The 24,652-nt window shown below is 71.0% G+C and carries 23 protein-coding genes; 16 read left to right on the top strand and 7 right to left on the bottom strand.

The annotated features are described in order from the left end of the window. The first annotated feature begins 127 nt into the window (after positions 1 to 127). Both FVE25_RS35975 and FVE25_RS35970 read left to right on the top strand, forming a co-directional pair. Positions 128 to 1,531 carry an acyl-CoA carboxylase subunit beta gene (locus FVE25_RS35975; protein WP_157251802.1) on the top strand — a complete coding sequence of 468 codons (1,404 nt, stop codon included), beginning with the start codon at positions 128 to 130 and terminating at the stop codon, positions 1,529 to 1,531. Between the two features lie 12 nt (positions 1,532 to 1,543). Then, positions 1,544 to 1,753, top strand: coding sequence for a DUF5988 family protein (locus FVE25_RS35970; protein WP_157251800.1), 210 nt, complete (start codon positions 1,544 to 1,546; stop codon positions 1,751 to 1,753). Between the two features lie 10 nt (positions 1,754 to 1,763). Here FVE25_RS35970 and FVE25_RS35965 read toward each other — a convergent pair whose 3' ends face one another. From FVE25_RS35965 to FVE25_RS35955, 3 genes are read right to left on the bottom strand one after another with little or no spacing between them, the layout of a single operon-like run. Then, positions 1,764 to 4,472 carry a helix-turn-helix transcriptional regulator gene (locus FVE25_RS35965; RefSeq protein ID WP_157251798.1) on the bottom strand — a complete coding sequence of 903 codons (2,709 nt, stop codon included), beginning with the start codon at positions 4,470 to 4,472 and terminating at the stop codon, positions 1,764 to 1,766. Positions 4,473 to 4,490: 18 nt separating this feature from the next. Then, a complete protein-coding gene (locus FVE25_RS35960; RefSeq protein ID WP_157251796.1) occupies positions 4,491 to 6,224 on the bottom strand; it encodes a 2-isopropylmalate synthase in 1,734 nt (577 codons plus the stop codon). Positions 6,225 to 6,247: 23 nt separating this feature from the next. Continuing rightward, positions 6,248 to 6,970, bottom strand: coding sequence for an AfsR/SARP family transcriptional regulator (locus FVE25_RS35955; protein ID WP_181019823.1), 723 nt, complete (start codon positions 6,968 to 6,970; stop codon positions 6,248 to 6,250). A gap of 239 nt (positions 6,971 to 7,209) precedes the next feature. Between FVE25_RS35955 and FVE25_RS35950 the strand changes: the two genes are divergently transcribed. The 3 genes from FVE25_RS35950 (at position 7,210) to FVE25_RS35940 (ending at position 9,889) form a co-directional block, all read left to right on the top strand. Continuing rightward, positions 7,210 to 8,064 carry a UbiA family prenyltransferase gene (locus FVE25_RS35950; RefSeq protein WP_219825783.1) on the top strand — a complete coding sequence of 285 codons (855 nt, stop codon included), beginning with the start codon at positions 7,210 to 7,212 and terminating at the stop codon, positions 8,062 to 8,064. Between the two features lie 387 nt (positions 8,065 to 8,451). Then, entirely contained in the window at positions 8,452 to 9,237 is a 786-nt protein-coding gene (locus tag FVE25_RS35945) for a sensor histidine kinase (RefSeq protein WP_246267977.1), read from the top strand. Beyond that, positions 9,218 to 9,889 (top strand): response regulator transcription factor, encoded by a 672-nt coding sequence (locus FVE25_RS35940; protein ID WP_157251788.1) that lies wholly within the window; start codon positions 9,218 to 9,220, stop codon positions 9,887 to 9,889. Before FVE25_RS35945 ends, FVE25_RS35940 begins: the two co-directional genes overlap by 20 nt. Here FVE25_RS35940 and FVE25_RS35935 read toward each other — a convergent pair. Beyond that, positions 9,865 to 10,758, bottom strand: coding sequence for an aldo/keto reductase (locus FVE25_RS35935; protein ID WP_157251786.1), 894 nt, complete (start codon positions 10,756 to 10,758; stop codon positions 9,865 to 9,867). The two genes, FVE25_RS35940 and FVE25_RS35935, sit on opposite strands and share 25 nt — an antisense overlap. Before the next feature lie 203 nt (positions 10,759 to 10,961). Here FVE25_RS35935 and FVE25_RS35930 point away from each other — a divergent pair, with 203 nt between their 5' ends. Together FVE25_RS35930 and FVE25_RS35925 are read left to right on the top strand one after the other, a co-directional pair. Further along, positions 10,962 to 11,594: a 4'-phosphopantetheinyl transferase family protein gene (locus FVE25_RS35930; RefSeq protein WP_157251784.1), complete on the top strand. Its 633-nt coding sequence runs from the start codon at positions 10,962 to 10,964 to the stop codon at positions 11,592 to 11,594. Continuing rightward, positions 11,591 to 12,427 (top strand): TIGR03621 family F420-dependent LLM class oxidoreductase, encoded by an 837-nt coding sequence (locus tag FVE25_RS35925; RefSeq protein WP_157251783.1) that lies wholly within the window; start codon positions 11,591 to 11,593, stop codon positions 12,425 to 12,427. The genes FVE25_RS35930 and FVE25_RS35925 overlap by 4 nt, the downstream gene beginning before the upstream one ends. Here the strand turns inward: FVE25_RS35925 and FVE25_RS35920 are convergent. Then, positions 12,408 to 13,742 (bottom strand): NDP-hexose 2,3-dehydratase family protein, encoded by a 1,335-nt coding sequence (locus tag FVE25_RS35920; RefSeq protein WP_281367948.1) that lies wholly within the window; start codon positions 13,740 to 13,742, stop codon positions 12,408 to 12,410. The two genes, FVE25_RS35925 and FVE25_RS35920, sit on opposite strands and share 20 nt — an antisense overlap. Before the next feature lie 134 nt (positions 13,743 to 13,876). Between FVE25_RS35920 and FVE25_RS35915 the strand changes: the two genes are divergently transcribed. The 3 genes from FVE25_RS35915 to FVE25_RS35905 are packed head-to-tail and all read left to right on the top strand — an operon-like array spanning position 13,877 to position 16,303. Beyond that, positions 13,877 to 14,500, top strand: a complete 624-nt coding sequence (locus FVE25_RS35915; RefSeq protein ID WP_281367944.1) for a DUF1707 domain-containing protein — start codon at positions 13,877 to 13,879, stop codon at positions 14,498 to 14,500. A 22-nt stretch (positions 14,501 to 14,522) separates the two neighbouring features. Further along, on the top strand, positions 14,523 to 15,737 hold the full coding sequence (locus FVE25_RS35910) for a class I SAM-dependent methyltransferase (RefSeq protein ID WP_157251777.1): 1,215 nt from the start codon (positions 14,523 to 14,525) through the stop codon (positions 15,735 to 15,737). Continuing rightward, positions 15,737 to 16,303, top strand: coding sequence for a dTDP-4-dehydrorhamnose 3,5-epimerase family protein (locus FVE25_RS35905; protein ID WP_157251775.1), 567 nt, complete (start codon positions 15,737 to 15,739; stop codon positions 16,301 to 16,303). The genes FVE25_RS35910 and FVE25_RS35905 overlap by 1 nt, the downstream gene beginning before the upstream one ends. 1 nt (position 16,304) lies before the next feature. Here FVE25_RS35905 and FVE25_RS35900 read toward each other — a convergent pair whose 3' ends face one another. Next, entirely contained in the window at positions 16,305 to 17,405 is a 1,101-nt protein-coding gene (locus FVE25_RS35900; RefSeq protein ID WP_157251774.1) for a DegT/DnrJ/EryC1/StrS family aminotransferase, read from the bottom strand. Positions 17,406 to 17,500: 95 nt separating this feature from the next. Here FVE25_RS35900 and FVE25_RS35895 point away from each other — a divergent pair, with 95 nt between their 5' ends. Beyond that, on the top strand, positions 17,501 to 18,664 hold the full coding sequence (locus tag FVE25_RS35895) for a macrolide family glycosyltransferase (RefSeq protein ID WP_157251771.1): 1,164 nt from the start codon (positions 17,501 to 17,503) through the stop codon (positions 18,662 to 18,664). Continuing rightward, positions 18,661 to 20,340 carry an AfsR/SARP family transcriptional regulator gene (locus FVE25_RS35890; protein ID WP_157251770.1) on the top strand — a complete coding sequence of 560 codons (1,680 nt, stop codon included), beginning with the start codon at positions 18,661 to 18,663 and terminating at the stop codon, positions 20,338 to 20,340. The genes FVE25_RS35895 and FVE25_RS35890 overlap by 4 nt, the downstream gene beginning before the upstream one ends. Here FVE25_RS35890 and FVE25_RS35885 read toward each other — a convergent pair. Beyond that, positions 20,256 to 21,866, bottom strand: coding sequence for an FAD-dependent monooxygenase (locus FVE25_RS35885; protein ID WP_157251768.1), 1,611 nt, complete (start codon positions 21,864 to 21,866; stop codon positions 20,256 to 20,258). The genes FVE25_RS35890 and FVE25_RS35885 overlap by 85 nt on opposite strands. A 133-nt stretch (positions 21,867 to 21,999) precedes the next feature. Here FVE25_RS35885 and fabG point away from each other — a divergent pair, with 133 nt between their 5' ends. The 4 genes from fabG to FVE25_RS35865 are packed head-to-tail and all read left to right on the top strand — an operon-like array spanning position 22,000 to position 24,641. Next, on the top strand, positions 22,000 to 22,749 hold the full coding sequence (fabG, locus tag FVE25_RS35880) for a 3-oxoacyl-ACP reductase FabG (RefSeq protein WP_157251766.1): 750 nt from the start codon (positions 22,000 to 22,002) through the stop codon (positions 22,747 to 22,749). Positions 22,750 to 22,772: 23 nt separating this feature from the next. Beyond that, positions 22,773 to 23,060, top strand: a complete 288-nt coding sequence (locus tag FVE25_RS35875) for an acyl carrier protein (RefSeq protein WP_157251764.1) — start codon at positions 22,773 to 22,775, stop codon at positions 23,058 to 23,060. After that, positions 23,057 to 23,575, top strand: coding sequence for a 3-hydroxyacyl-ACP dehydratase FabZ (gene fabZ / locus FVE25_RS35870; RefSeq protein ID WP_157251762.1), 519 nt, complete (start codon positions 23,057 to 23,059; stop codon positions 23,573 to 23,575). The genes FVE25_RS35875 and fabZ overlap by 4 nt, the downstream gene beginning before the upstream one ends. Then, entirely contained in the window at positions 23,568 to 24,641 is a 1,074-nt protein-coding gene (locus FVE25_RS35865; RefSeq protein ID WP_157251760.1) for a glycine cleavage T C-terminal barrel domain-containing protein, read from the top strand. Before fabZ ends, FVE25_RS35865 begins: the two co-directional genes overlap by 8 nt. Positions 24,642 to 24,652 lie beyond the last annotated feature (11 nt).

The following is a 24,652-nucleotide window of genomic DNA, read 5'->3' as shown; positions in this document are numbered from 1 at the left end:
GTGGTCAACGCGGAGAAGGGGCGGTCACAAGCTGCCATCGGCCAGTGGTCAATAAGGGTTGGCAGGGCGTTGTGATCTTGGCACTTTTGCCATTAACACACTGCCGAGCGTCAGGAAAAACCCAGCGATGACAGTTCTGTCGGAACGAATCACCGATACGAGGGCGCCGGCGGTCCGCCTTGCCCGCCTGCTCGATCCCGACACCGCGGTGGCGTTGCACGAGGAGGACGGGTGCGGTGTCACGGCCGTGCGCGGCCTGGTGGACGGCGCGCCCGTGGTGGCCTTCTGCACCGACGCCACGCTCAAGGGAGGCGCGCTCGGCGCGGCGGGCGCCCAGCGTATCTGCGCGGCCATCGACATCGCGGTGCTGCAGAACTCCCCGGTGATCGGCTTGTGGCAGTCGGGCGGCGCCAGGCTGGCCGACGGGGTGGAGTCGCTGGAGGGCGTCGGCCGGATGTTCGCCGCGATGACCAAGGCGTCGGGGGTGGTGCCGCAGATCTCCGTCGTGCTCGGCCCGGCCGCCGGAGCCGCCGCGTACGGCCCGGCATTGACCGACATCATCGTCATGTCGGAGGACGCCAGAATCTTCGTGACCGGCCCGGACATCGTCAGGACGGTCACCGGCGAGGAGATCGACATGGCCGGGCTGGGCGGCCCCGGCGCGCACGGCCCGAAGTCGGGCGTCGCCCACGTCACGGTGGCCGACGAGGAGGCCGCCCACCAGAAGGCCCGCCGCCTGGCCGGCTTCTTCGCCCGGCACGGCCGCTTCGACTTCACCGACCTGATCGAGCCCAGGGACCTCGCCTCGCTGCTGCCGGATTCGCCGCGCCGCGCCTACGACTGCCGCAAGCTGGTGCGCGCGATCCTCGACGACGACACCTTCGAGGAACTGCAGCCCAAGTGGGCCGGGAACATGTGCGTCGGCCTGGGCCGGCTCGGCGGGCGCACGGTCGGGGTGCTGGCCAACAACCCGCTGCGCAAGGGCGGCTGCCTCGACTCCCTTTCGGCGGAGAAGGCCGCCCGCTTCGTGCGCATGTGCGACTCGCTGGGCGTCCCCCTGCTCGTCCTGGTGGACGTGCCCGGCTACCTGCCCGGCGTGGACCAGGAGTGGGGCGGCGTGGTCCGGCGCGGCGCCAAGCTCCTGCACGCCTTCGCCCAGTCGGTCGTCCCCCGCATCACACTCATCACCCGCAAGTCGTACGGCGGCGCCTACATCGCCATGAACTCCCGCTCGCTCGGCGCCACGCGGGTCTTCGCCTGGCCGGAGGCCGAGGTGGACGTCATGGGGGCGGAGGCCGCGATCGGCATCCTGCATCGCAAGACCCTGGCGGCGGCCACCGACGACGACCGGCCCGGGCTGGTGGCCCGGCTGACCGAGGAGCACCGGCGCCTGTCCGGCGGCGTGCAGCGCGCTCTGGCGACGGGCGCCGTGGACGAGGTCATCGCCCCGGAGACCACCCGGCTGCGGCTGGCCGAGGCGCTGGCAGAGGCGCCGGTGGCGAGGGGCCGTCACTCCAACATCCCCCTGTAGAAGGAGCCAGCCATGTCCCCCGTCAAGGTCGTGCTGGTCGGCGGGCCGGCGAACCTGCCCGCCGAGAGCCGCATCCAGCAGGTCGGCACCGTCGCCGACACGGTCAAGGTGCCCCTGGGCGCCGGGTACGAGCACTTCCGGCACCAGGGCGAGAACACCACCGTGGGAGGCGAGAACCTCCCGGTCTTCCGCTGGGTCATGCGCACCGCGATCGCGGAGTGAGGCCCGCCGCCTAGGTGTGCTCACGGGCCAGGCTCGTGGGCAGATCGGTGCGGCGGGTGACGTTGAGCTTGCGGAAGATCCGGGTGAGGTGCTGCTCGACGGTGCTCACCGTGATGAACAACTTGCCGGAGATCTCGCGGTTGGTGAACCCTTCCGCGGCCAGCGTCGCCACCCGCAGCTCGGCGTCGCTGAGCATGGGGCTCTCGCCCAGGTGCTCGGGCTCGGGCAGCGGCTCGGTCCTGCGCCCCCGGGCCAGGGCCCGGCTGAGCGGGGCGGCGTGGCAGGCTTCGGCGAGGACCCGGGCACGCCGCCCCAGCATCCCGGCCCGGCGCGCCTCGCCCTTGGCGTGGTATGCCTCGGTCAGGTCGGACAGCGCCCTGGCCAGCTCGTATCGGTCGCCGCACGACTGCAGCAGGTCGCTCGACTGGCGCAGCAGCATCGGCCGGGTGCGCGGCTCGCTCACCGAGGCCAGCACGCGCAGCGCGATGCCGTGCACCCGGTTGGAGCGGCCGCGGCAGCGGGTGAGCTGGTCGTCGATGAGCCGCCTGGCCTCCTCCGGCTGGCCGAGCTGGATCAGCGCCTCGGCCGCGTCCACCCGCCACGGGATGAAGCCCGGCACGTCCATCTCCCACTTGCGGATCAGCTCGCCGCAGTGCATGAAGTCGCGCAGCGCCTGCCTGGGCTGTTCCGCCAGCAGGTTGAAGCGGCCCCGGCCGTAGAGGTATTGCAGGCCGTAGCGGGTCTCCAGCATCGCGTCGGGCACCGGCTCGTCGAAGCGGGACAGGCAGTCGTCCAGCCGTCCCATGGCGGCGCCGGCCAGCAGCAGGCTGCCGAGCGGGCTGCCGACGGCCACGCCCCAGCTTCCGGCGGGGATGAGCTCCAGGGCCCGGGTGGCGTCCTCGACGGCGCCGGCCAGGTCGCCCCGGCGCAGGGCGATCTCGGCGCGGATCGCCGACAGCCTGGCCTGGCGGCTCGGGGCGCGGCGGGCGGCCGCCTCCTCGATGAAGGCGTCGCACCACGGCGCCGCCCTGCCGGACCGGTCGGTGTAGGTGAGGGTCAGCAGGGCGCTCTCGACGGTGTCCATGGACATCTCGTCCAGGTGCGAGCCGCGCAGGATCTGCTCGGCGGTGGCGATCGTCTCCTCGCGCGGACCCTCGGCCAGCACGCTCGCCAGCGCCTCCGCCGACTCCATCCGCCGGCCCACCCGCAGGGACGCGGCGGCCGTGCCCGCCTGCTCGCGCGTGAGCCCGGGCAGGTGCGGCAGGAACGAGGGGTAGGTGCCGCGGAACCACGGCCGGGCCGCCGCCACCTCGGCGATCGCCTCCTGGTCGAGGCGGTCGGGCTCGGCCAGATGGCTCAGCACCTCCTTGGCGTCGTTGGCGTGGCCGTGCCACAACAGCGCCTTGGCCAGCACCACCGCGTCGGCGCCGCCCAGGTTCCCCTTGTGCAGGGCGTCGGTCAGCTCGGCCAGCTGGCCCGTCGGCGTGATCGGGTCGATGCGCCACTTGGCCCGCACCAGCATGGTCGCGATCCTGGCCCGGCGGCGCTCGTCGTCACAGGAGCGCGAGGCCAGCTTGAGGTACTCGATCGCGGTCTCCACGCCGTCGTCGCGCAGCGCGTGCGAGGCCGCCTCCTCCAGCACCGACAGGGCCCACGGCTCCTCGGCATAGGTCGCCTTCAGCAGGTGCTGGGCCACCAGCGAGACCGGCGCGCCGTCGTCGTAGGTCAGCTCGGCCGCCTTGCGGTGCAGCGCCAGGCGCTCGTCGGCGTCCACCTCGGCCAGCACCGCCGCGCCCGCCGCCGGATGCCGGAACCGGCCCTCGTCCAGCAGGCCCACGCCGCCGAGCGCCGCCAGCGCCTTGACCGTGCCCGCCTCGCTCTCGCCCAGCAGCCTGCCCAGCCGCTCGGGCTCGCCCAGCACCGCCAGGCCCCTGGCCGCCATCAGCATGCGCAGGTCGGCCCGGTGCAGGCAGGCCAGGACGGCGTCGCCGTACCTGGAGGCGGGGGCGCCCGTCTCCTGCAGGTCCTCCAGCAGCGCGTCGGCCAGCAGCCGGTTGCCGCCGCTGAGCTCCCAGCAGGGGGCGGCGTACCGCGCGGCCGCCTCCTCGCCGGCGCGCTCCGCCGTCCGCCTGGCCACGCCCTCGGCCGACAGATGCGTCAGGCGCACCGGGCGACAGTGCGGCTGGCGCAGCACTTCGGTGTGGAACAGGCTCTGCAGGTGCGGGCTGTGGTCGGCCGCGGCGAACACCAGCATGATCTTGGCGAACCTGACCCGCCGCGCCAGATAGGACAGGCACAGCTGCGAGGCCCGGTCGGCGTAGTGGACGTCGTCCACCATGATCACCAGCGGGCAGCGTTCCGACAGGTCCAGCAGGACGCGGGTGAGGGCGTCCACGACCTGCACGTCCATGTGCTCGATGGACGGGCCCGTGCCCAGCTTGGCCTTGGTGTCCTCGCTGAGCAGGCCGAGCGTCGCCTCCTGCTGCTCCTCGGTCAGCGGCGCGTTGTGGACGAGCTGCGACAGCACGCCCAGGGGGACCTCGGACTCGGCCCGGGAGCCGGTCGCGGTGAGCGGGAGCGCCCCTTGCTCGAAGGCGCCCTCGGCGAAGCCGTACAGGAGCGTGCTCTTGCCGGTGGCGATCGCGCCGGTGACCATCGCGATGCGGCCCTTGCCCGAGACCGCCTCGTCCAGCAGCGCGCGCAGTGTGGTCAGTGACATTGGGATCTCCCCGTTCCCTCAGTGCCCCGCGGTGGCGCCGACGGCGGCGCGGCCGGTGTCGCTCTCGCGGACCAGGCGGACGCCCGCCGCCCGGACGGCCAGGAAGGCGGCGGTGGCGATGTCGGCGTCGATGCCGACGCCCCAGGCCACCTCGTCGCCGAGCGCGCACTCCGCGTAGATGACGGTCTCCGCCCGCTGAGCGCCGCCGAGCAGCCGTCGTCCCGGGGCGAGTTCCTCGTGGTCGAGGGAGCGGCCCGTGCGGTGGACGACGCGCACCTGGATGCCCCAGGGGCCGAGCAGCGCGCCGAGCGTGCGGAAGGTGCCGGCCTGCGGGCCGGCGTGGTCGAAGTCCCCGTCCACGTACAACGAGGCCGTGATCGGCGCCTGCCAGGCGGAGGTCTCGGCCAGGTCGCCGTGGTGCAGGTACTCCTGCGCGAACAGCGTGCCGATCAGGCTCGGCGAGAGCTCCCCGCCCATCGCGTCGGCGTGCGCCTGCACCTTGGCGGCCAGGTCGGCCTGGAGGCCGCGGGGCAGGTTCAGCCCGTGCCAGGCGCTCATCACGTAGGCGACGCCGCCCTTGCCCGACTGGCTGTTGACCCGCACGATCGCCTCGTAGGTGCGGCCCACGTCCTTGGGGTCCACCGGCAGGTACGGCACACGCCACGGCAACTGGGCGGAGGGCACCCCCAGGCGGGCCGCCTGCCGTTCCATCTCGTCGAAGCCCTTCTTGATGGCGTCCTGGTGGGAGCCGGAGAAGGCGGTGTAGACGAGGTCGCCGCCGTAGGGGTGGCGAGGGTGGACGGGCAGCTGGTTGCAGAGCTCGACGGTGCGCCGGATCGTGCTGATGTCGGTGAAGTCGAGCCCCGGGTCGACGCCATGGGAGTACATGTTCATGCCGAGCGTGACCAGGCAGACGTTGCCGGCCCGCTCGCCGTTGCCGAACAGGCAGCCCTCGATGCGCTCGGCGCCCGCGAGCAGAGCCAGCTCGGCCGAGGCCACGCCGGTGCCGCGGTCGTTGTGCGGGTGGACCGACAGGCAGACGTGCTCGCGCCTGGACAGGTTGCGGCCCAGCCATTCGATCTGGTCGGCGAAGACGTTGGGCAGGGAGCGCTCGACCGTGGTGGGGAAGTTCAGGATGATCCCGCGGCCGGGTCCGGGCTGCCAGGCGTCCATGACCGCCTCGCAGACCTCCAGCGAGAAGTCCGGCTCGGTCTCGTTGAACAGCTCGGGGGAGTACTGGTAGCCCAGGTCGGTGCCGGGCAGGCGGCGCTCGGCGTGGTCCATCATCACGTGAGTGGCCGCCACGGCCATTTTCTTGCAGGTGTCGCGGTCGATGCCGAAGACGACGTCGCGGAACAGCGGGCAGGTGGCGTTGTAGATGTGGATCATCGCGCGGGGCGCGCCGGAGAGGCAGTCGAGCGTCTCTTTGATGAGTTCCTCGCGCGCCTGGGTCAGCACGGTGATGCGGACGTCGTCCGGAATGCGGTCCTGCTCGATGAGCATGCGCACGAAGTCGTGGTCGCTCCTGCTGGCCACGGGAAAACCGACCTCGATCTCCTTGAATCCCATATCCACCAGAAGCTCGAACATCATGAGCTTGCGCTCGGGCGTCATCGGATTGGCCAGGGACTGGTTGCCGTCGCGCAGATCGGTGGACAGCCATCGCGGCGCGGTGCGAATTCGTTGGGCGGGCCAGGTACGGTCGACCAGGTCGATGGGCGTGAATCCGGCGTAGCGCTCGACACCCTTCATCGGTTTTCCTTTCACGGGCCTTTTCAGTGCAGAGCGGGGAGGTCGAACGTGGGCGGCACACCCAGCTCGGCGTCCAGGAGAATGCGCAGCCCCTCATAGGCCCGCCGGGCGTCGGTCCGCCGGCCTGCGCGCGTCAGCGCGGTGATGAGCTGGGAGTGGAAGGTCTCGTTCAACGGGTGCGCGGCGACCAGGAGGCGCAGTTCCTCGATCACCTCGCCGTGGCGGCCGAGCCGGATGCGCAGGGCGACGGAGGTCTCCAGGGCGCGCATCCGCTGTTCCCCGAGCGCGCCGGCCAGCGGCGCCAGGACCATGCCGAGTGGTGCTCCGGCCAGGGCGGACGGGCCGGTCCAGAGGCCGAGCGCCCGCTCCAGCAACTGCTCCGCGCGCTCCACCCGGTCCGCGCGGGCGTGCCGCGTGGCCTGCTCCACCAGGCGGGGAAAGACCAGCGCGTCCACGCGCGCGGGATCGGCGTGCAGCACGTACCCCGCGGCGTCGGTCGCGACCAGAGGGCCGGCGGGGCCGAGCATTCTGCGCAGATAGTAAATGTGCGTCTGCAGCGTCTTCAGCGCGTCCTTCGGCGTCCTGGCCGGCCACAATTCGTCGATGAATTGCGCGGTGGTGACGATACGGCCGGCGTTCGCGGCGAGCAGGGAAATGGCCTGGCGCACTTTGGCGCCGCGCAGTGCCAGTATTCCAGCGTATTCATGGCGGACCGAAATCGGCCCGAGCAGCTTGAAATCCAGCATGGCATTCCCTAAGGTCGCGTTCTGCGGACTCCAGGCGAAGCTAACCGGGCGCTCTCCGGCCGGGCAAGACGGATTCCCGGGAGGTTGTAGGCCGGGTATCCGAAGAATCATCGGGGACTACAACCTTGGTATCACCCCCCTTATCCAGGCACGTTGCCGGGGGCAAGAATCCCGCCATGGCTTTACCTACCGCGACGAGGCGGGCGACGGGGTCCATCTTTTCGGTACTGGCGTTGTGCGTGGTAGAGGCGAGGCCGGCGGTGCTGACGGTGTCGGCCCTGCGCTTCCTCGCCGGAGTGGTGCTGTCCATGCCGGTCACCGGGCCGGCCGATCCGCTGAAGGTGGCGCAGGGCGCGGCCGCCTGGGTGTTGTCGATCTTCGCGATCTATCTCTTCAACGGCGCCAACGACGTGGCCGAGGATCGGATCAACGGCTCGACCAGGCCCATCGCCTGGGGCGCGCTGGATCCGCGCTCGGCCACCTGCGTGGCGGCCGCGGCGGCGGCGCTGGCCCTGGGCGCCACCCTCGACCTGCCGGCGCCGATGACCGCGATCGTCGGCGCGAACCTGGTGCTCGGCTACCTCTACTCCGGCCCTCCGGCGCCGCTGAAGGAGAGTTCGTGCGCGACCGTCGCGGTGCTGGTGGTCTCCGGGCTGCTGTCGTACCTGGGCGGTTTCACGATCGCGTCAGGGGGCCAGGCCGTGGCCGCCCCTACCGAACTGCTGGTCTTCGCCGCCCTCTCGGTCGGCTGGATGACGCTCGTGGGCGTGCCGGCCAAGGACCTGTCGGACTGCGAGGGGGACGCCGCGGCCGGTCGGCGCACGATCGTGGTGACCAGGGGTGCCGGGGCCGCCACGTGGTTCATGTCGGTGTCGGCGTCGCTGCTGGTCGTGGGGGTGTTCGCGGCGGTGGCGCTGCTCGGGGCGGCGTTGCTGGGCGTCGCCCTGGCGGCGCTGGCCGGGGCGGTCTCGGTGATCGGGGCGGCGCGGGTGCGGTCAGGCTGGACGGAGCGCCGTCAACAACGCCGGCCGTACCGGGCGTTCATGGTGACACAACACCTGGTTCACATTACCGCGCTGATATCTGGCATTTGACGTTATATGTTGCCATGATGGCCACGCTGCGAGATAGTTGAGTGCTTGGTCCCACGGGCGGAAGGGACATCCTTGGATGCGGCATACGGCGTTGGGGGCGACCCGGCGAGAATCGTTGACGCATGCCGGGAACAAATCATCGTCGAATTCGAGGCCGCACTGCAGGCCGCGGGCAACGTTCTGTACACGGATCCGCAGGCCAAGCGACAGGCCTTAATGACTGCGCGTTACGTCCTGGACGACGTGGCGGCTACGCTACGTGCAGGAAAGGTACAGATTAACAACCTGTACAAATTCCACGCGTGGGAAGTCGGCGCGCGGAGGGCCGCCACCGGAGTGCATCCGAAAGCCTCTCTTGAGGCAGGCTCACTTTTCTTTCGCGTGGCGATGACGCGGCTCGCCGAACAGGTGGCGATGCGATCCGAGGCCCCGGCCGAAACCTTCACGCTGGTGGCCACCGGCATGGAGGAGAGCCTGTCCTTACGCATCCGGGAGGCGTCGGAGAGCTACCACGGGTTCCTGCTCAACCAGGTGCAGAGGGCGCAGGAGGACGAGCGCCGGCGCATCGCCCGCGAACTGCACGACCGCATCGGCCACGGCATCAGCGTCGCCCACCAGCAGCTCGCGCTGGCCGAGGTCTACCGGGGCACCAACGCCGCCCGCGCCTCCACCAAGATCGGCGTAGCCCAGCAGGCCATCCAGGAGACCATGGAGAACCTGCGCCAGATGACCTCGGAACTGCATCCCCAGGTGCCGCTGAAGAGCCTGGAGAAGGCGCTGCTCGGCTTTCTGGAGGCGGTCGAGGACGACACGGTCTCGGTCGGGCTGCACGTCAACGGCGACGAGTCGTGGGCCGACGCCCGGGTGCTCGACGAGGCGTTCCTCGTCGTCAGGGAGGCCGCGCGCAACGCCTTCAACCACGCCGCGCCCACGATGATCCTCATGCGGGTGGACATCGCCCCGCACGAGCTGGTCGCCACCGTCCAGGACAACGGCCGCGGCTTCGATCCCGCCCTGGCGCGCGGCAGGGGCGGCGTCGGCCTGAGCTCCATGCGCGAGCGCACCGAGCTGCTCGGCGGCCGGGTCACCATCTCCAGCGCCCCCGGCAGCGGCTGCCTCGTCGAGGTCTTCATCCCTCTGAAGAGACGCCAAGATGACGACGACACCGGGTAGCGCGCTGATCTCCGTCGGCATCGTGGACGACCACGCGCTCTTCCGTGAGGGACTGCGGGAGATCCTGGAGTCCGGTGGCGAGATCGGCATCGTCGGCGAGGCCGGCGACTCGGCCGGCGCGGTGGCCATGGTCGGCCGCGCCAGACCGGACGTGCTCCTGCTCGACGTCGAGATCCCGGGCGAGGAGGTGACCGAGACGGTCGCCAAGGTGCGCTCGATCTCGCCCGGCACCCAGATCATCATCCTCAGCATGTACGACGGGCCGCAGCTGCTCACCCGGCTGCTGTCCGCCGGCATCCGCGGCTATCTGCTCAAGAGCGTGCACCGGCACGAGCTGATCGCGGCGGTCAAGAGTGTGCACGAGGACCCGTCCCGCGTGGTGCTGGCCGTCTCCCGGCACAGCCTGGCGCACGTGGAGTCGGGACCGCCCGCCGGCGGGCTGAGTGAGAAGGAGCTGGAAGTCCTGCAACTGGCCGCCCAGGCGCTCAGCAACGCCCAGATCGCCCGGCGGCTCGGCCTGGCCGAGGCCACCGTGAAGCGCCACATGCGCAACATCTTCGTCAAGCTCAACGCGGTCTCGCGGATCGACGCGGTCAACAAGGCCGTGGCCGCCTCGCTGATCGCGCCTCAGAGCAGGAGCGAGGGCGAGTAGTCCGGGAAGATCTCCGCCACCTCGGCCCGGATCTCCGGCGTCAGCGTGAGCGCGGCGGCGGCCAGATTCATCTCCAGATGCACCTGGTCGCGGGTGCTCGGCACCGGCACCACGGCCTGCTCCTGCGTCAGCAGCCAGCCCAGCGCCAGCCGGCCGGCGCCCAGGTCGAGCTGGGCGGCCACGGACTCCAGCCGCCGCAGCGCCGGGATGCTCCGCTGGGGACGGAAGCGGGCGTCGTCGTGCCGCCAGTCGCCGGCGGCCAGCCAGGCGGTGGAGCGCACCCGGCCGGTGAGGAAGCCCCGGCCCAGGGGGCGCGCGGCGACCACGCCCACGCCCAGCCGGTCCGCCTCGGCCAGCAGGCCGGAGCGGGCCTGCCGTACCCACAGGGAGTACTCGACCGCGAGCGCGGTCACCGGGTGTACGGCATGCGCCCGGCGCAGTTGCGGCAAGGTGGCGCCGGACAGGCCGATGTGCCGGATCTTCCCCGCGGCCACGAGCGCGGCCAGGGCGCCGACGCTCTCCTCGATCGGCACGCGGCGGTCCTGGCAGTGCACGAAGTAGACGCCGACGCTGTCGACGTGCAGGCGTTTGAGCGAGGCGTCGCAGGCGCGCTCCAGGTGTTCGGGGCGGCCGTCGAACACGACCTCGGGGCCGGGTCCGCGCGCCCCGCCCCGGGTGCAGAGCACGACCTCGTGCTCGCGGCCGGCGACGGCCCGGCCGATGACGCGCTCGACCTGGCCGCCGGCGTAGAAGTCGGCGGTGTCGATGAGGGTCACGCCGGCGTCCAGGGCGTGCCGGATGAGGTCGGCGGCCTCGTACTGGTCGACGGGGCCATAGGCGCCGGCGAGGGCCAGGGATCCGAGTCCCATGCGGGAGACGGCGGGGCCGGTCCGTCCCAACCTCGTGTAGCGCATCCCTCTTCTTAGCGAAACGCAGTCAAAAATTGGTCAAATCCGGGGTTAACTCGTGCTCGGTCCGCCCCATACGACGCACCCCTAATTTTCGGCGCTTACCCGGACAAGTGCCTTTGGAACCCTTTTGGCGAATTGCCTTGTATGGGTAAGTTAGCCGGGTGATCGAGGACATCCTCCCCCCGGAGGTCGAAGCCTTCGAGACCTTCGACGATCCCCCGGGCACGGTGCTCTTCCCCGAGGAGGAAGCGCTGATCGGGCGGGCGGTGGAAAAGCGCCGCCGGGAGTTCGCGACCGCACGATACTGCGTCCGTCGGGCCATGGGAAAGCTGGGAATGGCGCCGGTGCCCGTGCTGCGCGGCCCGCGGGGCGAGCCGACCTGGCCGGAGGGCATCGCCGGCAGCATCACCCACTGCACCGGCTACCGCGCCGCCGCGCTCACCAGGAAGCCGGCCATGATCGGCATCGACGCCGAACCCGACGCGCCCGTGGGCGACGACGTCATCGAGGCGGTCTCCCTGCCGCACGAGCGCGAGATGCTGCGCAGGCTGGCGATCACCAGCCCCGGACCCTGCTGGGACCGGCTGCTGTTCAGCGCGAAGGAGTCGGTCTACAAGGCATGGTTCCCCATGACGAACCGGTGGCTCGGCTTCTACGACGCCGAGATCGACGTCGACCCGGTCGGCGGCACGTTCTCGGCCCACATCTTGGCGGAAGGACTGCGGTGGCAGGGCCGGTGGCTGATCCGCAACGGCCTCATCGTCACCGCCATCGCGAGGGTCGGCGTCTCATGATCAGGTTCGGCGTGGTGCTCATCACCGAAGGCTGCTCCAAGACCGAGTGGACGGGCAAATGCCGCCGGGCGGAGGACCTCGGCTTCGACGTCGTCGCCGTCCCCGACCACCTGAACCTCCTGGCGCCCTTCCCCTGCGCCGTGCTGGCCGCCGAGGCCACCATCCGCCCCAAGATCGGCACCTACGTCCTCAACACCAGCTTCTACCACCCCGCCCTCCTGGCCAGGGACGTGGCCACCACCCGGCAGCTCGTCGGCGACCGGCTGGAGCTGGGTCTCGGCAGCGGCTACGTGCGCGCCGAGTTCGAGAAGGCCGGCATCCCCTTCGGCACCGCCGCCTCCCGCGCCGACCGCCTGGAGAGCGTGGTCAAGGAACTCGACGCGGCGCTCGGGGACACGATGCCGCCGCTGATGATCGGCGGCCACGGCGACCGCATCCTGCGCCTGGCCGCCGAGCGCGCCCAGACGGTCAGCTTCACCGGCGCGCCGTACCGCGCGGAGTACGGCAGGACCGCCCTCGTGGACGCCGACGCCCTCGCCGAGCGTGTCGCCTTCGTCCGGGCCGCGGCGGGCGGGCGCGCACTGGAGCTCAACCTGCTGCCCAAGGCGACGGTCATCACCCGCGATCGCCGCGCCGGGCTGGACGGCCTGCGCCGCTACGCGCCCGACCTCACCACCGAGCAGCTCCTGGAGGTCCCGACGCTGCTCGCCGGCACGCCCGCGCAGCTCGCCGAGCAGGTCCTGCGCGACAGTGAGAGGTACGGCTTCGCCTACTACACGGTGATCGAGGCGGCGATGGAGGACTTCGGGCGGATCATCCAGCGGCTGAGGTGAGGCTGTCCAGGCAGGCGCTGAGCGTGCGGGCCTGGACGTTGAGGTAGTAGCTGTGCCGCAGCAGCTCCACCACCTGGTGCATGGCCAGCCAGCGGAAGTCGGGATGGCCGGGCGCCGGATCCTCGTCGGTCTCCACGATCAGGTAGCGGTTCCTGGCGTGGTAGAACCGGCCGCCTTCCTCCGACAACACCGTGTCGTACCGGATCCGCTCGGGCGGCGCGCCGAGCACCGCGTCCAGGAAGAGCGGGCGGGCGGCGGGCGGCAGGTGGTCGTAGTTGGCCGGCACGCACTGCACGGTCGGCGCCAGCTCCACCACGTCGGTGTATCCGGGCTCGACCCGCGCGTGCACGAGCGCGTGCAGCACGCCGCCGATCCGGCGCACGAGGAAGGCCACGACGCCGGTGCCGATCGGTTCGATCATCGGCTGCGTCCAGCTGCTCACCTCGCGGCCCGCCGAGACGACGCGCACGCCGATGATGTCGAAGAAGCGCCCGCTCTCGTGGGAGATCCTCCCATCGCTCCGGTGCCACTGCCGGATCCGGTTGAGCGGGATGGGCTCGGTGCTGATGTCCACGGTCGAGCGGATGCCGCTGAGCCAGCTCAGCACCTCGTCGATGCCGTGCTCGGCCCCCTGTCGCGGGTCGCGGGAGCGGATCAGCGCCGCGCGGAAGCCGTCCGCGCCGGGAGCGGGCCGGCCGAGCACGGGCAGGCAGGCCAGCACCGTGCGCGCGTCCATGTTGACCAGGTCGGGCACCGCCAGCAGCCCGTGGACCTGCTCCAGCGTGAGCCAGCGGAAGCCGTCGAGCACCTCGACGTCCTCGCCGACCTCGACCACCATGTTCCGGTTGCGCTTGCGGTAGAACCAGGCGCCCTGCTCCGACTGCCGCACGTCGGCCAGCACCCGGCCGCTCGGGTTGCGGAAATGCTCGAGGTACGGCACCGGTCGCCCCTTGTGCACGCGGGTGTAGTTGCTCCTGGTGGCCTGGACGGTGGGCGAGACCTGGGGGCCGTCGTGGTTGCCCGGTTCGTTCTTGGCCTGCATCAGCAACTGCGGCCCGCCGTCCAGGCGCCGGATCAGGATGCCGAGGATGCCGACCTCGGGCTGGTTGATGATGGGCTGGGTCCAGGCGTCCACGGCCCGGCCCGGCAAGCGCACGTCGAGGCCCTGGACGGTGAAGAACTTCCCGCTGTCGTGGCGGATGTTCCCCGTGCTCGCGCACCGGCTCCATCCGCCCAGCTCGTCGAGAGGAAGCCGCTCCACCGTCATCGCGGTGCGCTCGGCGACTTCCTCGAACCAGTTCCGGACGTCAAGAATGGCCGTCTCCTAACACGCGCCTTTACCGCCGAAGTTCGCATGCGCTCGCATAACGTCTCAACCCCTCTTTTTCTTCGAAGAAAATAGGGGTTATCTCTGGGAGCGGCCATTCATACGCTCTTAGGGTGGACGCCATGACCGACCGTCCGGAAATCCGAGCCAGTGACCAGGATCGCGACAGAATTGGGGAAATGCTGCGGGTCGCGGTCAGCGAAGGCCGCATCGACCTCGAAGAACTGAACGAACGGCTGGATCGCACCTACCGCGCACGCACGCTCGGCGAGCTGGACGAGGTCGTCGCCGACCTGCCGGGCGGCGGCGGGCTGCCGACCCAGGCGATGCCGGGGCCGCCGACCGCGGCCCTGCCCGCGACCCGCCACGCGCCCCTCCCGGCGCCGCAGCCCGGTGAGGTCCTGCAGTTACACACCCGCAGCGGCAAGATCCGCCAGGAGGGCCGCTGGGTGGTGCCCCCGCGCATCACCGCCAAGGCCCACCGGTTCGGCACCGTCCGCATCGACTTCACCCGGGCCGAGTGCCCCTACCGCGAGGTCCCCGTCGACGTGGAGATCACCTCCTGGTTCGGCGACGTGGTGATCATCGTTCCCGTCGACTGGTGGGTCCAGGACGACGAGGTCGTCCGCCGTCTCATGGGCGCCGTCCACAACAGGCCCATCGTCTCGCCCTCCCAGGCCGCCGTCATCGTGCGGCTCACCGGATACGTGCAGACCGGTGACGTGTGGGTGAGGTATCGCCGCTGACGGCAATCTTCAGGAGGATCGCATGGCGTGCCGCATCTGCTCGGGCCGACTTCGCCGATTCGCGGATTTCGGCCGGCAGCCGATCTCCGACGCGTTCGTCGAACCCGGTGACACGCGCACGGAGTTCTTCTTCCGGCTCGCGGTCGGCATCTGCGAGAGGTGCACGATGGTGCAGCTCCTCGAAGAGGTGCCCCGCGAACGCATGTTCCACGAGGGCTACCCGTACGTCTCCTCCGGCTCGGCGGTCATGCGGGAGCACTTCCACACCCTGGCCAAGCGGCTGCTGACCACCGAACTCACCGGCAGCAACCCCTTCGTCGTCGAGCTCGGCTGCAACGACGGCACCATGCTGGAGGTCATCGCCGACGCGGGCGTGCGCCACCTCGGCGTCGAGCCGTCCGGCGGCGTCGCCGACCTGGCCGCGGCCAAGGGCGTGCGGGTGACCAAGGACTTCTTCGAGGCCGCGACCGCGGCGCGGGTACGCGCCGCCGAAGGCCCCGCCGACGTGATCTACGCGGCCAACACCCTGTGCCACATCCCCTACATGGACTCCATCCTCAGCGGCGTCGACACGCTGCTGAAGGTCGACGGCATCTTCGTCTTCGAGGACCCGTACCTGGCCGAGATCGTGGAGCGCGCCTCCTTCGACCAGATCTACGACGAGCACTTCTACTTCTTCGCCGCCGGTTCGGTGCGCGCCATGGCCCGCCGGCACGGCTTCGAGCTCGTCGACGTCGAGCGGCTGCCCGTCCACGGCGGCGAGGTGCGCTACACCCTCGCCCGCGCCGGCGCCAGGACGCCCGCCCCCGCCGTGGAGCGGATGCTGGCCGCCGAGGCCGCCGCCGGCATCACCCGGATCTCCGCGCTCGACCAGTGGGCCGCCCGCGTCGAGGGCAACCGCGACCGCCTCGTGGCCCTGCTGAAGGGGCTCTGCGCCCGGGGCGCCACCGTCTACGGATACGGCGCCACCGCCAAGAGCGCGACCGTGCTCAACTACTGCGGCATCGGCCCGGACCTGCTCACGTTCGTCACCGACACCACCCCGGCCAAGCAGGGACGGCTAACGCCGGGCTCGCACATCCCCGTGCTCGGGCCCGACGCCTTCCGCGACCCCTACCCCGACTACGCGCTGCTGCTCGCCTGGAACCACGCCGAGGAGATCATGGCCAAGGAGACGGCCTTCCGCGAGTCCGGCGGCCGCTGGATCCTGTACGTCCCCGACGTCCACCTCGTGTGATGCGCCATCGGGAACTGGCCGTCACCGGGGCCGTCGAGTTCACGCCCGAGGTCTACCCGGACGAGCGGGGCACCTTCGCCTCGCCGTACCAGGAAGGGGCCTTCATCGCCGCGACCGGGAAACCGCTCTTCCCGGTCGCGCAGGCCAGCAGGAACATCTCCCGGCGCGGGGTCGTGCGCGGGATCCACTACACGCTCATCCCGCCGGGGACGGCCAAGTACGTCTACTGTCCCGCCGGGCGGGTGCTCGACTACGTCGTGGACCTGCGGGCCGGGTCGCCGACGTTCGGGCAGTGGGAGGCGACCGAGCTGAGCGCCGGCAACGCGCGGGCGGTGTACTTTCCGCCGGGGGTCGGGCACGCGTTCGCGGCGCTGGAGGACGACTCCGTGGTCAGCTATCTGCTGTCGGCCGCCTACCGCAAGGAGAACGAGCTCACGCTGTCGGTCTTCGACGGCGACCTAGGGCTGGAACTGCCCGCCGGGCTGGACCCGATGCTGTCGGAACGGGACGCGGCCGCTCCCACCCTGGGCGAGGCGGCCGCGCGCGGGTTGCTGCCGGAGTGGTGACTCACAGGACCTCGCGCAGGGCGGCGATGACCTTCTCCTGGAGCTGGATCGGGAGCGACGGGTACATCGGCAGCGAGAAGATCTGGCCCGCCAGCTCCTCGGTGACCGGCAGGCTGCCCGGCCGGTAGCCGAGATGGGCGAAACCGGTCATCGTGTGCACCGGCCACGGGTAGCTGATGTTGAGATGGATGTCGTAGGCGCGCAGCGCCTCCATGATCTCGTCGCGGCGCGGGTGGCGGACCACGTACAGGTAGTAGACGTGCTCGTTGCCCTCGGCCGTCCGCGGCAGCACCAGGCCGGTGTCGCCCAGGCCGCGCTCGTAGCGCTCGGCCACCGCGCGGCGGCCGGCGGCGTAGGCGTCCAGGCGGGTGAGCTTGCGGCGCAGGATCTCCGCCTGCACCTCGTCCAGCCGTGCGTTGTGCCCCGGCGTCCGCACCACGTAGTAGGTCTGCTCCATGCCGTAGTAGCGCAGGCGGCGCAGGTTGGCGTCCACCACCTCGTCGGAGGTGATCGTCGCGCCGCCGTCGCCGTAGGCGCCGAGCACCTTGGTCGGGTAGAAGGAGAACGCCGCCGCCCGGCCCATCGAACCGGCCGGCCGGCCGTGATGCCTGGCGCCGTGCGCCTGCGCGCAGTCCTCCAGGATCACCAGGTCGTACTTCTCGGCCAGCCGCTCCAGCGGAGCCATGTCCACGCACTGGCCGTACAGGTGGACCGGCAGCAGGCAGCGGGTACGCGGCGTGATGGCCGCCTCGACCTGCTCGGCGTCCATGAGATAGGTGTCGGCGTGGACGTCGGTGAAGACCGGCGTGGCGCCCACGCCGTCGATGGCCACGACGGTCGGCGCCGCCGTGTTGGAGACGGTGATCACCTCGTCGCCCCGGCCGATCCCCAGCGCCTGGAGGCCGAGCTTGAGCGCGTTGGTCCCGTTGTCGACCCCGGTGCAGTGGCGCACGCCGTGATAGGCGGCGAACTCCGCCTCGAAGGCACGCACACTCTCACCGAGCACGAGCTGGCCGGATCGGAAAACGGTCTCGACGGCGTCCAGCACGTCCGCGCGCTCGACGTCGTACTCGGGCAGGTAGTCCCATACACGAGTGGGCATGACCCAACGTCATCACGGGGTGCCGCAGGCGGGTAACCCCTATCCACGAGGTTAGGGGTGACACACCGCGCGGTGCGCTCATTACTTTGTTGGGTATGGCACGCGATTATCTCTTCATGTGTCAGCCCGATCATGGCCACGTCATTCCGAACCTGGCCGTGGTCGCCGAATTGGTCCGGCGGGGCAACCGGGTCGCCTACGTCACCGGTGAAAGCATGGCCGAGGTCGTCGGCGCCACCGGAGCCCGCGTCATCGGGTACGACTCCCTTTATCACAAGGCGAATCTGCGGGAACTGGAAGACGACCCGCTCGGCCTGATATCGCTCTTTCTCGACGAGAGCCGGATAATGCTCGACGCGGTGCGCGGGGAAAGCGCCGACGCCGTGGTCTACGACATCTCGGTGCTGCACGCGGGGCGCATTCTCGCGCGTAAATGGGGGCGGCCGGCCGTACAACTCATCCCGGTCTTCGCCTCCAACGAGCACTTCTCCTACCTGTCGGCCGTCTACGGCTCGGGCGGCGACGGCGGCGCGCTGCCCGGCTGGGTGGACGACATGCTGGCCAGGACCGCGACGCTGTCCGCCGCGCACGGAGTGGACGTGCCGCCGGCCGACCTGTGGTGGTCGGTGCAGGACTTCTCCCTGGTCAACCTGCCGCGGTCGTTCCAGTTCGAGGGGGAGACGTTCGACCGGCGCTTCGCGTTCGTCGGCCCCTGCCTCGGCGAGCGGAGCTTCCTGTCCGACTGGACGCCGCCGGGCGACGACCGGCCGATCGCGCTGCTCACCTTCGGCACCGTGGCAACCAGCCGTCCCGAGCTCTTCCGCACCTGCGTCGCGGCCTTCGGCGACCTGCCCTGGCACGTGGTGGTCACCGTGCCCGAGGCGGCAGACCTCGGACCTTTGCCGCCCAACGTCGAGGTCCGCCGCTGGGTCTCGCACCTGAGCGTGCTGCGGCACGCGAGCGTGGCCGTCACCCACGGCGGCATGGGCACCGCCATGGAGGCCCTCTACTGGGGCCGCCCCACCGTCATCGTGCCGGCCACCGCCATCGACGGCCCGCTCGCCCGCCGCGTGGCCGAACTCCACCTCGGCCGCGTGCTCGACCCCGCGCAGCTCACGCCCGGCCGCCTGGTCGGCGACGTGCTCGCGGTCGTCTCCGACGAGCGGGTACGGCAGGCCACGGCGGCCATGAGAGACGAGATCCGCGCCTCGGGCGGCACGACCCGGGCCGTGGACGAGTTAGAGCGGTACGTGAGATGAGCTCGCCCTTCAGCTACCGGGTCCTCGGCCCGCTCAAGGTCATCAGGGATGGCCTCGAACTGCAGATGAGCGCCAACAGGGAACTGGCGATCCTGGCCAGCCTGCTGCTCAACGCCAACCGGGTCGTCAGCGTGGATCGCCTGGTGGAGACGGTGTGGGCGGGGTCGGCGCCCGCCAGCGCGTGGCGGCAGATCGCGATCTGCGTCTCGCGGCTGCGACGGGCGCTCGGCCGGACCGTGATCGAGACCTCCAGCCCCGGCTACATGCTGCGCGCCGAGCCGGACAGCATCGACTGGCTGCGCTTCTGCGCCCTGGTGACGCGGGCGCGCGCGGCGGTGGCCGAGGGGTTCCGCGAGGACGCGGTCAAGCTGCTGCGCGAGGCCCTGTCGTTGTGGCGGGGCAACCCGTTCGAGGACATCAGGGGGCTGCGCTACGACGTGGCCCGGATGGAGGAGTCGCGGCTGGAGGCCCAGGAGGCGTGCCTGGAGCTGGAGATCGAGCTCGGCCGCCACCACCAGGTGATCCCCGAGCTGCTGGCGCTGGTGGCCGAGTCGCCGTTCCGCGAGCGGGCGCGGGCCCAGCTCATGCTGGCCCAGTACCGTGCGGGCCGGCGGGCCGACGCGCTGCGCACCTACCAGGAGACCCGCCGGTACCTGCTGGAGCAGATCGGCCTGGAGCCCGGGCCCGCGCTGCGCCGCCTGCACGACCAGATCCTGCGGGACGAGGCCGGTCTCATGCGCTCCACGGCCCGGCCGGTGTCCGCCCAGGTGGTGCCGTCGCAGCTGCCGCCGCAGCTCCTGCCGTTCGTGGGCAGGGAGAGCGAGCTGGCCGCCCTGGACGCGGCGCTCGGCCAGGAGCAGGAGGCCGCGCTGCCGGCCACGACCGTGGTCAGCGGGCCCACGGGGATCGGCAAGAGCGCGCTCGTGCTCCGGTGGGCGCATGCGCGGATGGAATGGTTCCCCGATGGACAGCTTTTCGCCGACATGTCGGGCGCGAAGCCGGAGACGGTCGTGGACCGCTTCCTTCGCGCCCTCGGCGTCCCGGCGGACGGGCTGCCCCTGGACTTCGACGAGAAGCTCGCCCTCTACCGCAGCTGGACGGCCCGGCGGCGGCTGCTGGTCGTCCTGGACAACGTGACCGACGCGGCCCGGGTGCTGCCGCTGCTGCCCGGGGGCGCGCACTGCCGCGTGCTCGTGGTCAGCACCGACCCCCTCGACGACCTGGTGGCCAGGCAGGGGGCGCACCGCGTGTTCGTCCGCCGGCTCCCCGCGGCCGACTCCCGGCGGCTGGCCGACCTGCTCGTCGGCTCCGCCCAGGGCCGCGTCCTGGCCGCGTCCTCGGGCAACCCGCTCTCCCTCCGCCTGGCGGCGGCCCGCCTGCGCACCCGCTACCGCACCCGCCGCGAGCCGCCCGGCGAGGCGTCCCGCGAGCGGTCCCGCGACGTGCATGAGCGCACTCGTGACGTGCATGAGCGCACTCGTGACATACATGAGCGCACTCGTGACATGCACGAGCGCGCGCGTGAATCCGATGAGCGCGCTCGCGAGGTTTCCGCCCGCGAACGCGCCCGTGACCTATCTCATGACCGGCCTCATGACCGGGCCAGGATCGTCTCCAGCGCCGCGGCCAGTTCCTCCGTCGAGGCCCGTCCGGCGCATGAGCGCCATCCCACGTGACCGTCGGGCCGGATCAGCACCGCGCCGGTCTCCTCCAGCCCGTACTCCACGGCCCAGGCCGACGACGTCAGCCCGCCGGAACCGTCGTCGGAGATCTCCGCCGCGTTGACGGTCACCCCGCTCGCGTACGCCACCTCCTTGGCCGCCTGCAGCCAGCCGCTCCCCGCCGGCGTCAGCAGCGTGAACCACGGCCCGAGCAGGTCGAGCGTGGAGACCCTGCCGTGCTCGCCGGTCAGCCAGACGTGCGGTGCGCGGTGGCCGGGGCGGGCGGCGGGGACGTAGGTGCGGTAGGGGTCCTCGGGCTCGGGCGCCGGGGTGCCGTCGGGGACCACGGCGGCCGAGTCGTAGTGGAAGCCCAGGACCAGGCCCTCGGAGCTGCGCCGGCCGGCCTGCTGCCGGATCGCCTCGGTCATCGACAGGTCGCCTTCCATCATGTGGAAGGTGATGAGGGCGTTGTTCAGGCTCTCGTCGACGGTCCTGGCGGCGATCGGGCGGCGTTCCGGGGTGTAGGTGTCCAGCAGAGCCGGCCCCGCCGTACCGCGGAGGACGGCGGCGAGTTTCCAGGCCAGGTTGTGCGCGTCCTGGATGCCGCAGTTCATCCCGAAACCACCCTGTGGAGTGGCCACGTGTGCGGCGTCGCCGGCCAGGAAGACGCGGCCCCTCTGGAAGCCGGTCGCGACCTTGGCCTGCTGCAGCCAGGGCATGACGCCGAGGATCTTCACCGGCAGGCCGGGCACGCCGACGGCGGCGCGGACGGCGTCGAGGCAGACCTCGGGGGTGAAGTCGGCGGGGCTGCCGCCCTCCTCGGGCTCGTAGCCGGTCTGCACCATCCAGCGGCGTCCGCTGTCCACGGCCTCCACCGCGCACGGGGGATTGCGCAGGAAGGAGAGGGCGGCACGGCGCTCGAGGGGCAGGAAGCTCAGGTCGGCGTCGAACATGATGCTGATCATGTGGCCGAGCGTGGGCGGGCCTTCGATCTCGATGCCGAGCTGTTCCCTGATGCCGCTTCTGGCGCCGTCGGCGCCGATGGCGTAGCGGGCGCGGACCAGCAGGGGGGTCGTGTCGCTCTCGACGAGCGCGCAGACGCCGTCGCCGGTGTCGCGCAACGAGGTCACCGCGGCGCCGTAGCGGACCCAGGCGGGCGGCATCGACTCCGCCAGCCGGCGGAGGATCACCTCCAGGCGGTCCTGCGAGCACAGGTAGGTGTAGGTCGGGCTCTGCGGCGCGTCGCGCTGGATGGCGGCGGCAGAGCGCACGAAGTCATCGGAGGACAGCGAGCTGCCGACGCCGACGGCGAGGAACTCCTCGCGTGGCATGCCGGTGTGCTCGACCTCCTCCACGATGTCCCAGGCACGGAAGATCTCCATGGTCCTGGTGGTGATGAGCCTGGCCTTCGGAAATATCGAGGTGCCCGGGTGCTTTTCCACGAGCAGGCTCGAAATTCCGTGGCGTGAGAGCTCAATTGAGGCGGACAGACCGACCGGGCCGCCACCGACGATCAAAACTTCCACGTCGAGCTCGTCCATGCACCAAGGGTGATATATCCAATTTCCCCAGTCAATGCGCCAATACATGGATGATACAGGCGTGATATCGCCCTTTAGTAACTTGTGTGGTGAAGATCCAGAAAATGAGCAGTCGAATTCCTGGAGAACGAAGATGCTCTTTGCCGAAGGCTCGGTGGCCCTGGTGACGGGCGGCTCGCGCGGAATCGGCCGGGCGGTCGCGCTCGACCTGGCCAGGGAAGGCGCCCACGTCATCGTCAACTACGCCAGGTCGGAGCGTGACGCCAAAGACGTCGTGGCGCTCATCCAGGAAACCGGCGGCAGCGCCGAGGCCGTCCAGGCCGACGTCGCCGACGAGGAGGCCGTGCGGCAGATGTTCCGCGGCATCCGCGCCGATCACGGTCGCCTCGACGTGCTGGTGACCAGCGCCGGCCTCACCCTCGACCGCTACCTGATCACCATGAGCCAGGAGCAGTTCCGCACCCCGCTCGACGTCAACGTCGTCGGCACCTTCCTGGCCTGCCGCGAGGCGCTTCGCCTCATGCAGAACCAGAAGCGCGGCTCGATCGTGACGATCTCCTCCACGAGCGGGCTCGACGGCGGCTTCCCCGGCCAGACCAACTACGTGGCCTCGAAGGGCGCGATCATCGCCTTCACCTCGGCCCTGTCGAACGAGGCCGCGCCGCACGGGATCAGGGCCAACGTGGTCGCCCCCGGCTTCGTGGCCACCGACATGACCCGCAAGGTGCCCACGGACATCAGGAAGCAGTACGAGTCGCGCATCCGCCTGGGCCGCATGGGCCGCCCGGAGGAGATCGCCGCGATCGTCAGCTTCCTCGCCTCGGACAAGGCGTCGTACATCTCCGGCTCCGTGATCGTCGCCCACGGCGGCGGCCTCGGCTGACCCGGTCACCACTAGGAGGACAGATGACCATCGACGAGCTTCGCGCGAAGGCCGCCGAGCGCCAGCAGACCTGCACCCAGATCAAGAAGATGATCGTCTCCCGGCTCGACCTGGAGATCGAGCCCGACTGGATCACCGACGACCAGCCGTTGTTCGGCCGCGGCCTGGAGCTCGACAGCCTCGACGTGCTCGAGCTCTACGTGGCCATCGAGGCCGAGTTCGGCGTGGCGCTCTACGACAGCGAGATGGCGGTCTTCGGCTCGGTCTCCCGCCTGGCCGACGAGGTCAACCCGGCCCTGCGCGCGTCATGACCACCACGACGAGTACGGCGGGCGCCTCCGCCACGATCGCCGCCCCCACGGCGAGTACGGCGCAGCCGCCGGTCCTGACCGGGCTCGGCCACGACCAGATCCGCGCCGTCCTGCCGCACCGCTGGCCCATGCTCCTGCTCGACCGGGTCACCCGGGTGGAGCCGGGCGTCAAGGGCAGCGCGGTCAAGAACGTGGCCGGGACCGAGCTGTGGTTCCAGGGCCACTTCCCGAACGAGGCGGTGCTGCCCGGCATCGTGATCATCGAGTCGCTGGCCCAGCTCGCCGGCGTCGTCTTCGCCCTGGCCGGGGCGAGCGAGATCAGCTACCTGGCCGGGGTCAGGTCGATGCGCTTCCGGCGCCCGGTCGTCCCCGGCGACCAGCTCGTGCTGAGCGCCGAGCGGACCGCGGGCGGCCGGGGCTTCGCCGAGTACAAGGTCTCGGCCCGGGTCGACGGCCAGATGGCCGCAGAAGGAATCCTCACGATCGCCGATCCGAAAGGTGTGAAGAATGGCTAGCGTCCTCGCGACCCTGCATCCGGAGGACACCGTCTACGGCGACGTGGGCGACGCTTCCGTCCCGCGGCGTTTCTCCTCCGCCCCCGACGCGCTGTCCGCCGAGTACAAGGTGCTCAGGGAGCGCGCGGCCGTCCTCGACCTGAGCGCCCATCTGCTGATCGAGGTCTCTGGCGCGGCCGCCGTGGACTTCGCCCAGCGGGTGCTGGCCCGCGACGTGGAGTACCTCACCTCCGAGCGCTGCATGATGAGCCTGGTCCTGGACGAGTCCGGGCAGGTCGTCGACCAGGTCCTGGCCTTCGGCCGGGAGGACGGCATCCTGCTGGAGAGCTCCGCCGGCGCCGGCACGCGGCTGCTGGAGCACCTGCGCGCCTGCAACGACGAGGGCGTGGAGATCACCGAGCGCGACGACCTGACGGTTCTCGGCCTGGAGGGCCCCTACGCCTGGGGCGTGGTCGGCCGCCTGATCGACGGCGAACTGGCCTCGCTGCCGTTCGAGTCGGTCGTGGACACCACCTGGAACGACGCCGACATCGTCTTCGCCCGCACCGGCTTCACCGGCGAGTACGGCTACCAGATGATCGTGCCCAAGGAGGCCGCGGGCCAGCTGTGGACCCAGTCGCTGGAGCACGCCGGCGCCGCCGGCCAGGACGCGCTGGAGCTGGCCATGCTGGAGGTCCGCCAGCCGATCCCGCGCTGCGAGGTCACCGAGGGCGCGACCGTGATCGAGATCGGCGCCAACTGGCTGGTCGACGTCACCAAGGACGCGTTCGTCGGCAAGGACGCGGTCCAGGCGGCCTTCGAGGCCGGCGGCGGGCGCCGCACGGTCGGCTTCGCCGGCGGCGAGGGCGTCCCGGCGCCGGGCACCCGGGTATTCGCGGCCGGTGAGGACGTCGGGACGGTCGTGCACGCGGTGTACAGCGTGGGCCTCGGCACCACGCTCGGCCTGGCCCGCGTGGACGCCGACCTGGCCGCCGCCGGGCTGGAGTTCACCGTCGGCGGCGCCGCGGTCACCACGCTCACCAGCCCGTACATCGTGCCCAAGAGCTGGAGCATCCCGATCATCTGAAGGGGAGAGAA

Origin of the sequence: Nonomuraea typhae, assembly GCF_009760925.1 — a bacterium.
GTDB lineage: Bacteria > Actinomycetota > Actinomycetes > Streptosporangiales > Streptosporangiaceae > Nonomuraea > Nonomuraea typhae.
Note: the sequence above shows the minus strand (reverse complement) of the source record. Positions and strands in the feature narration are given on the sequence as shown.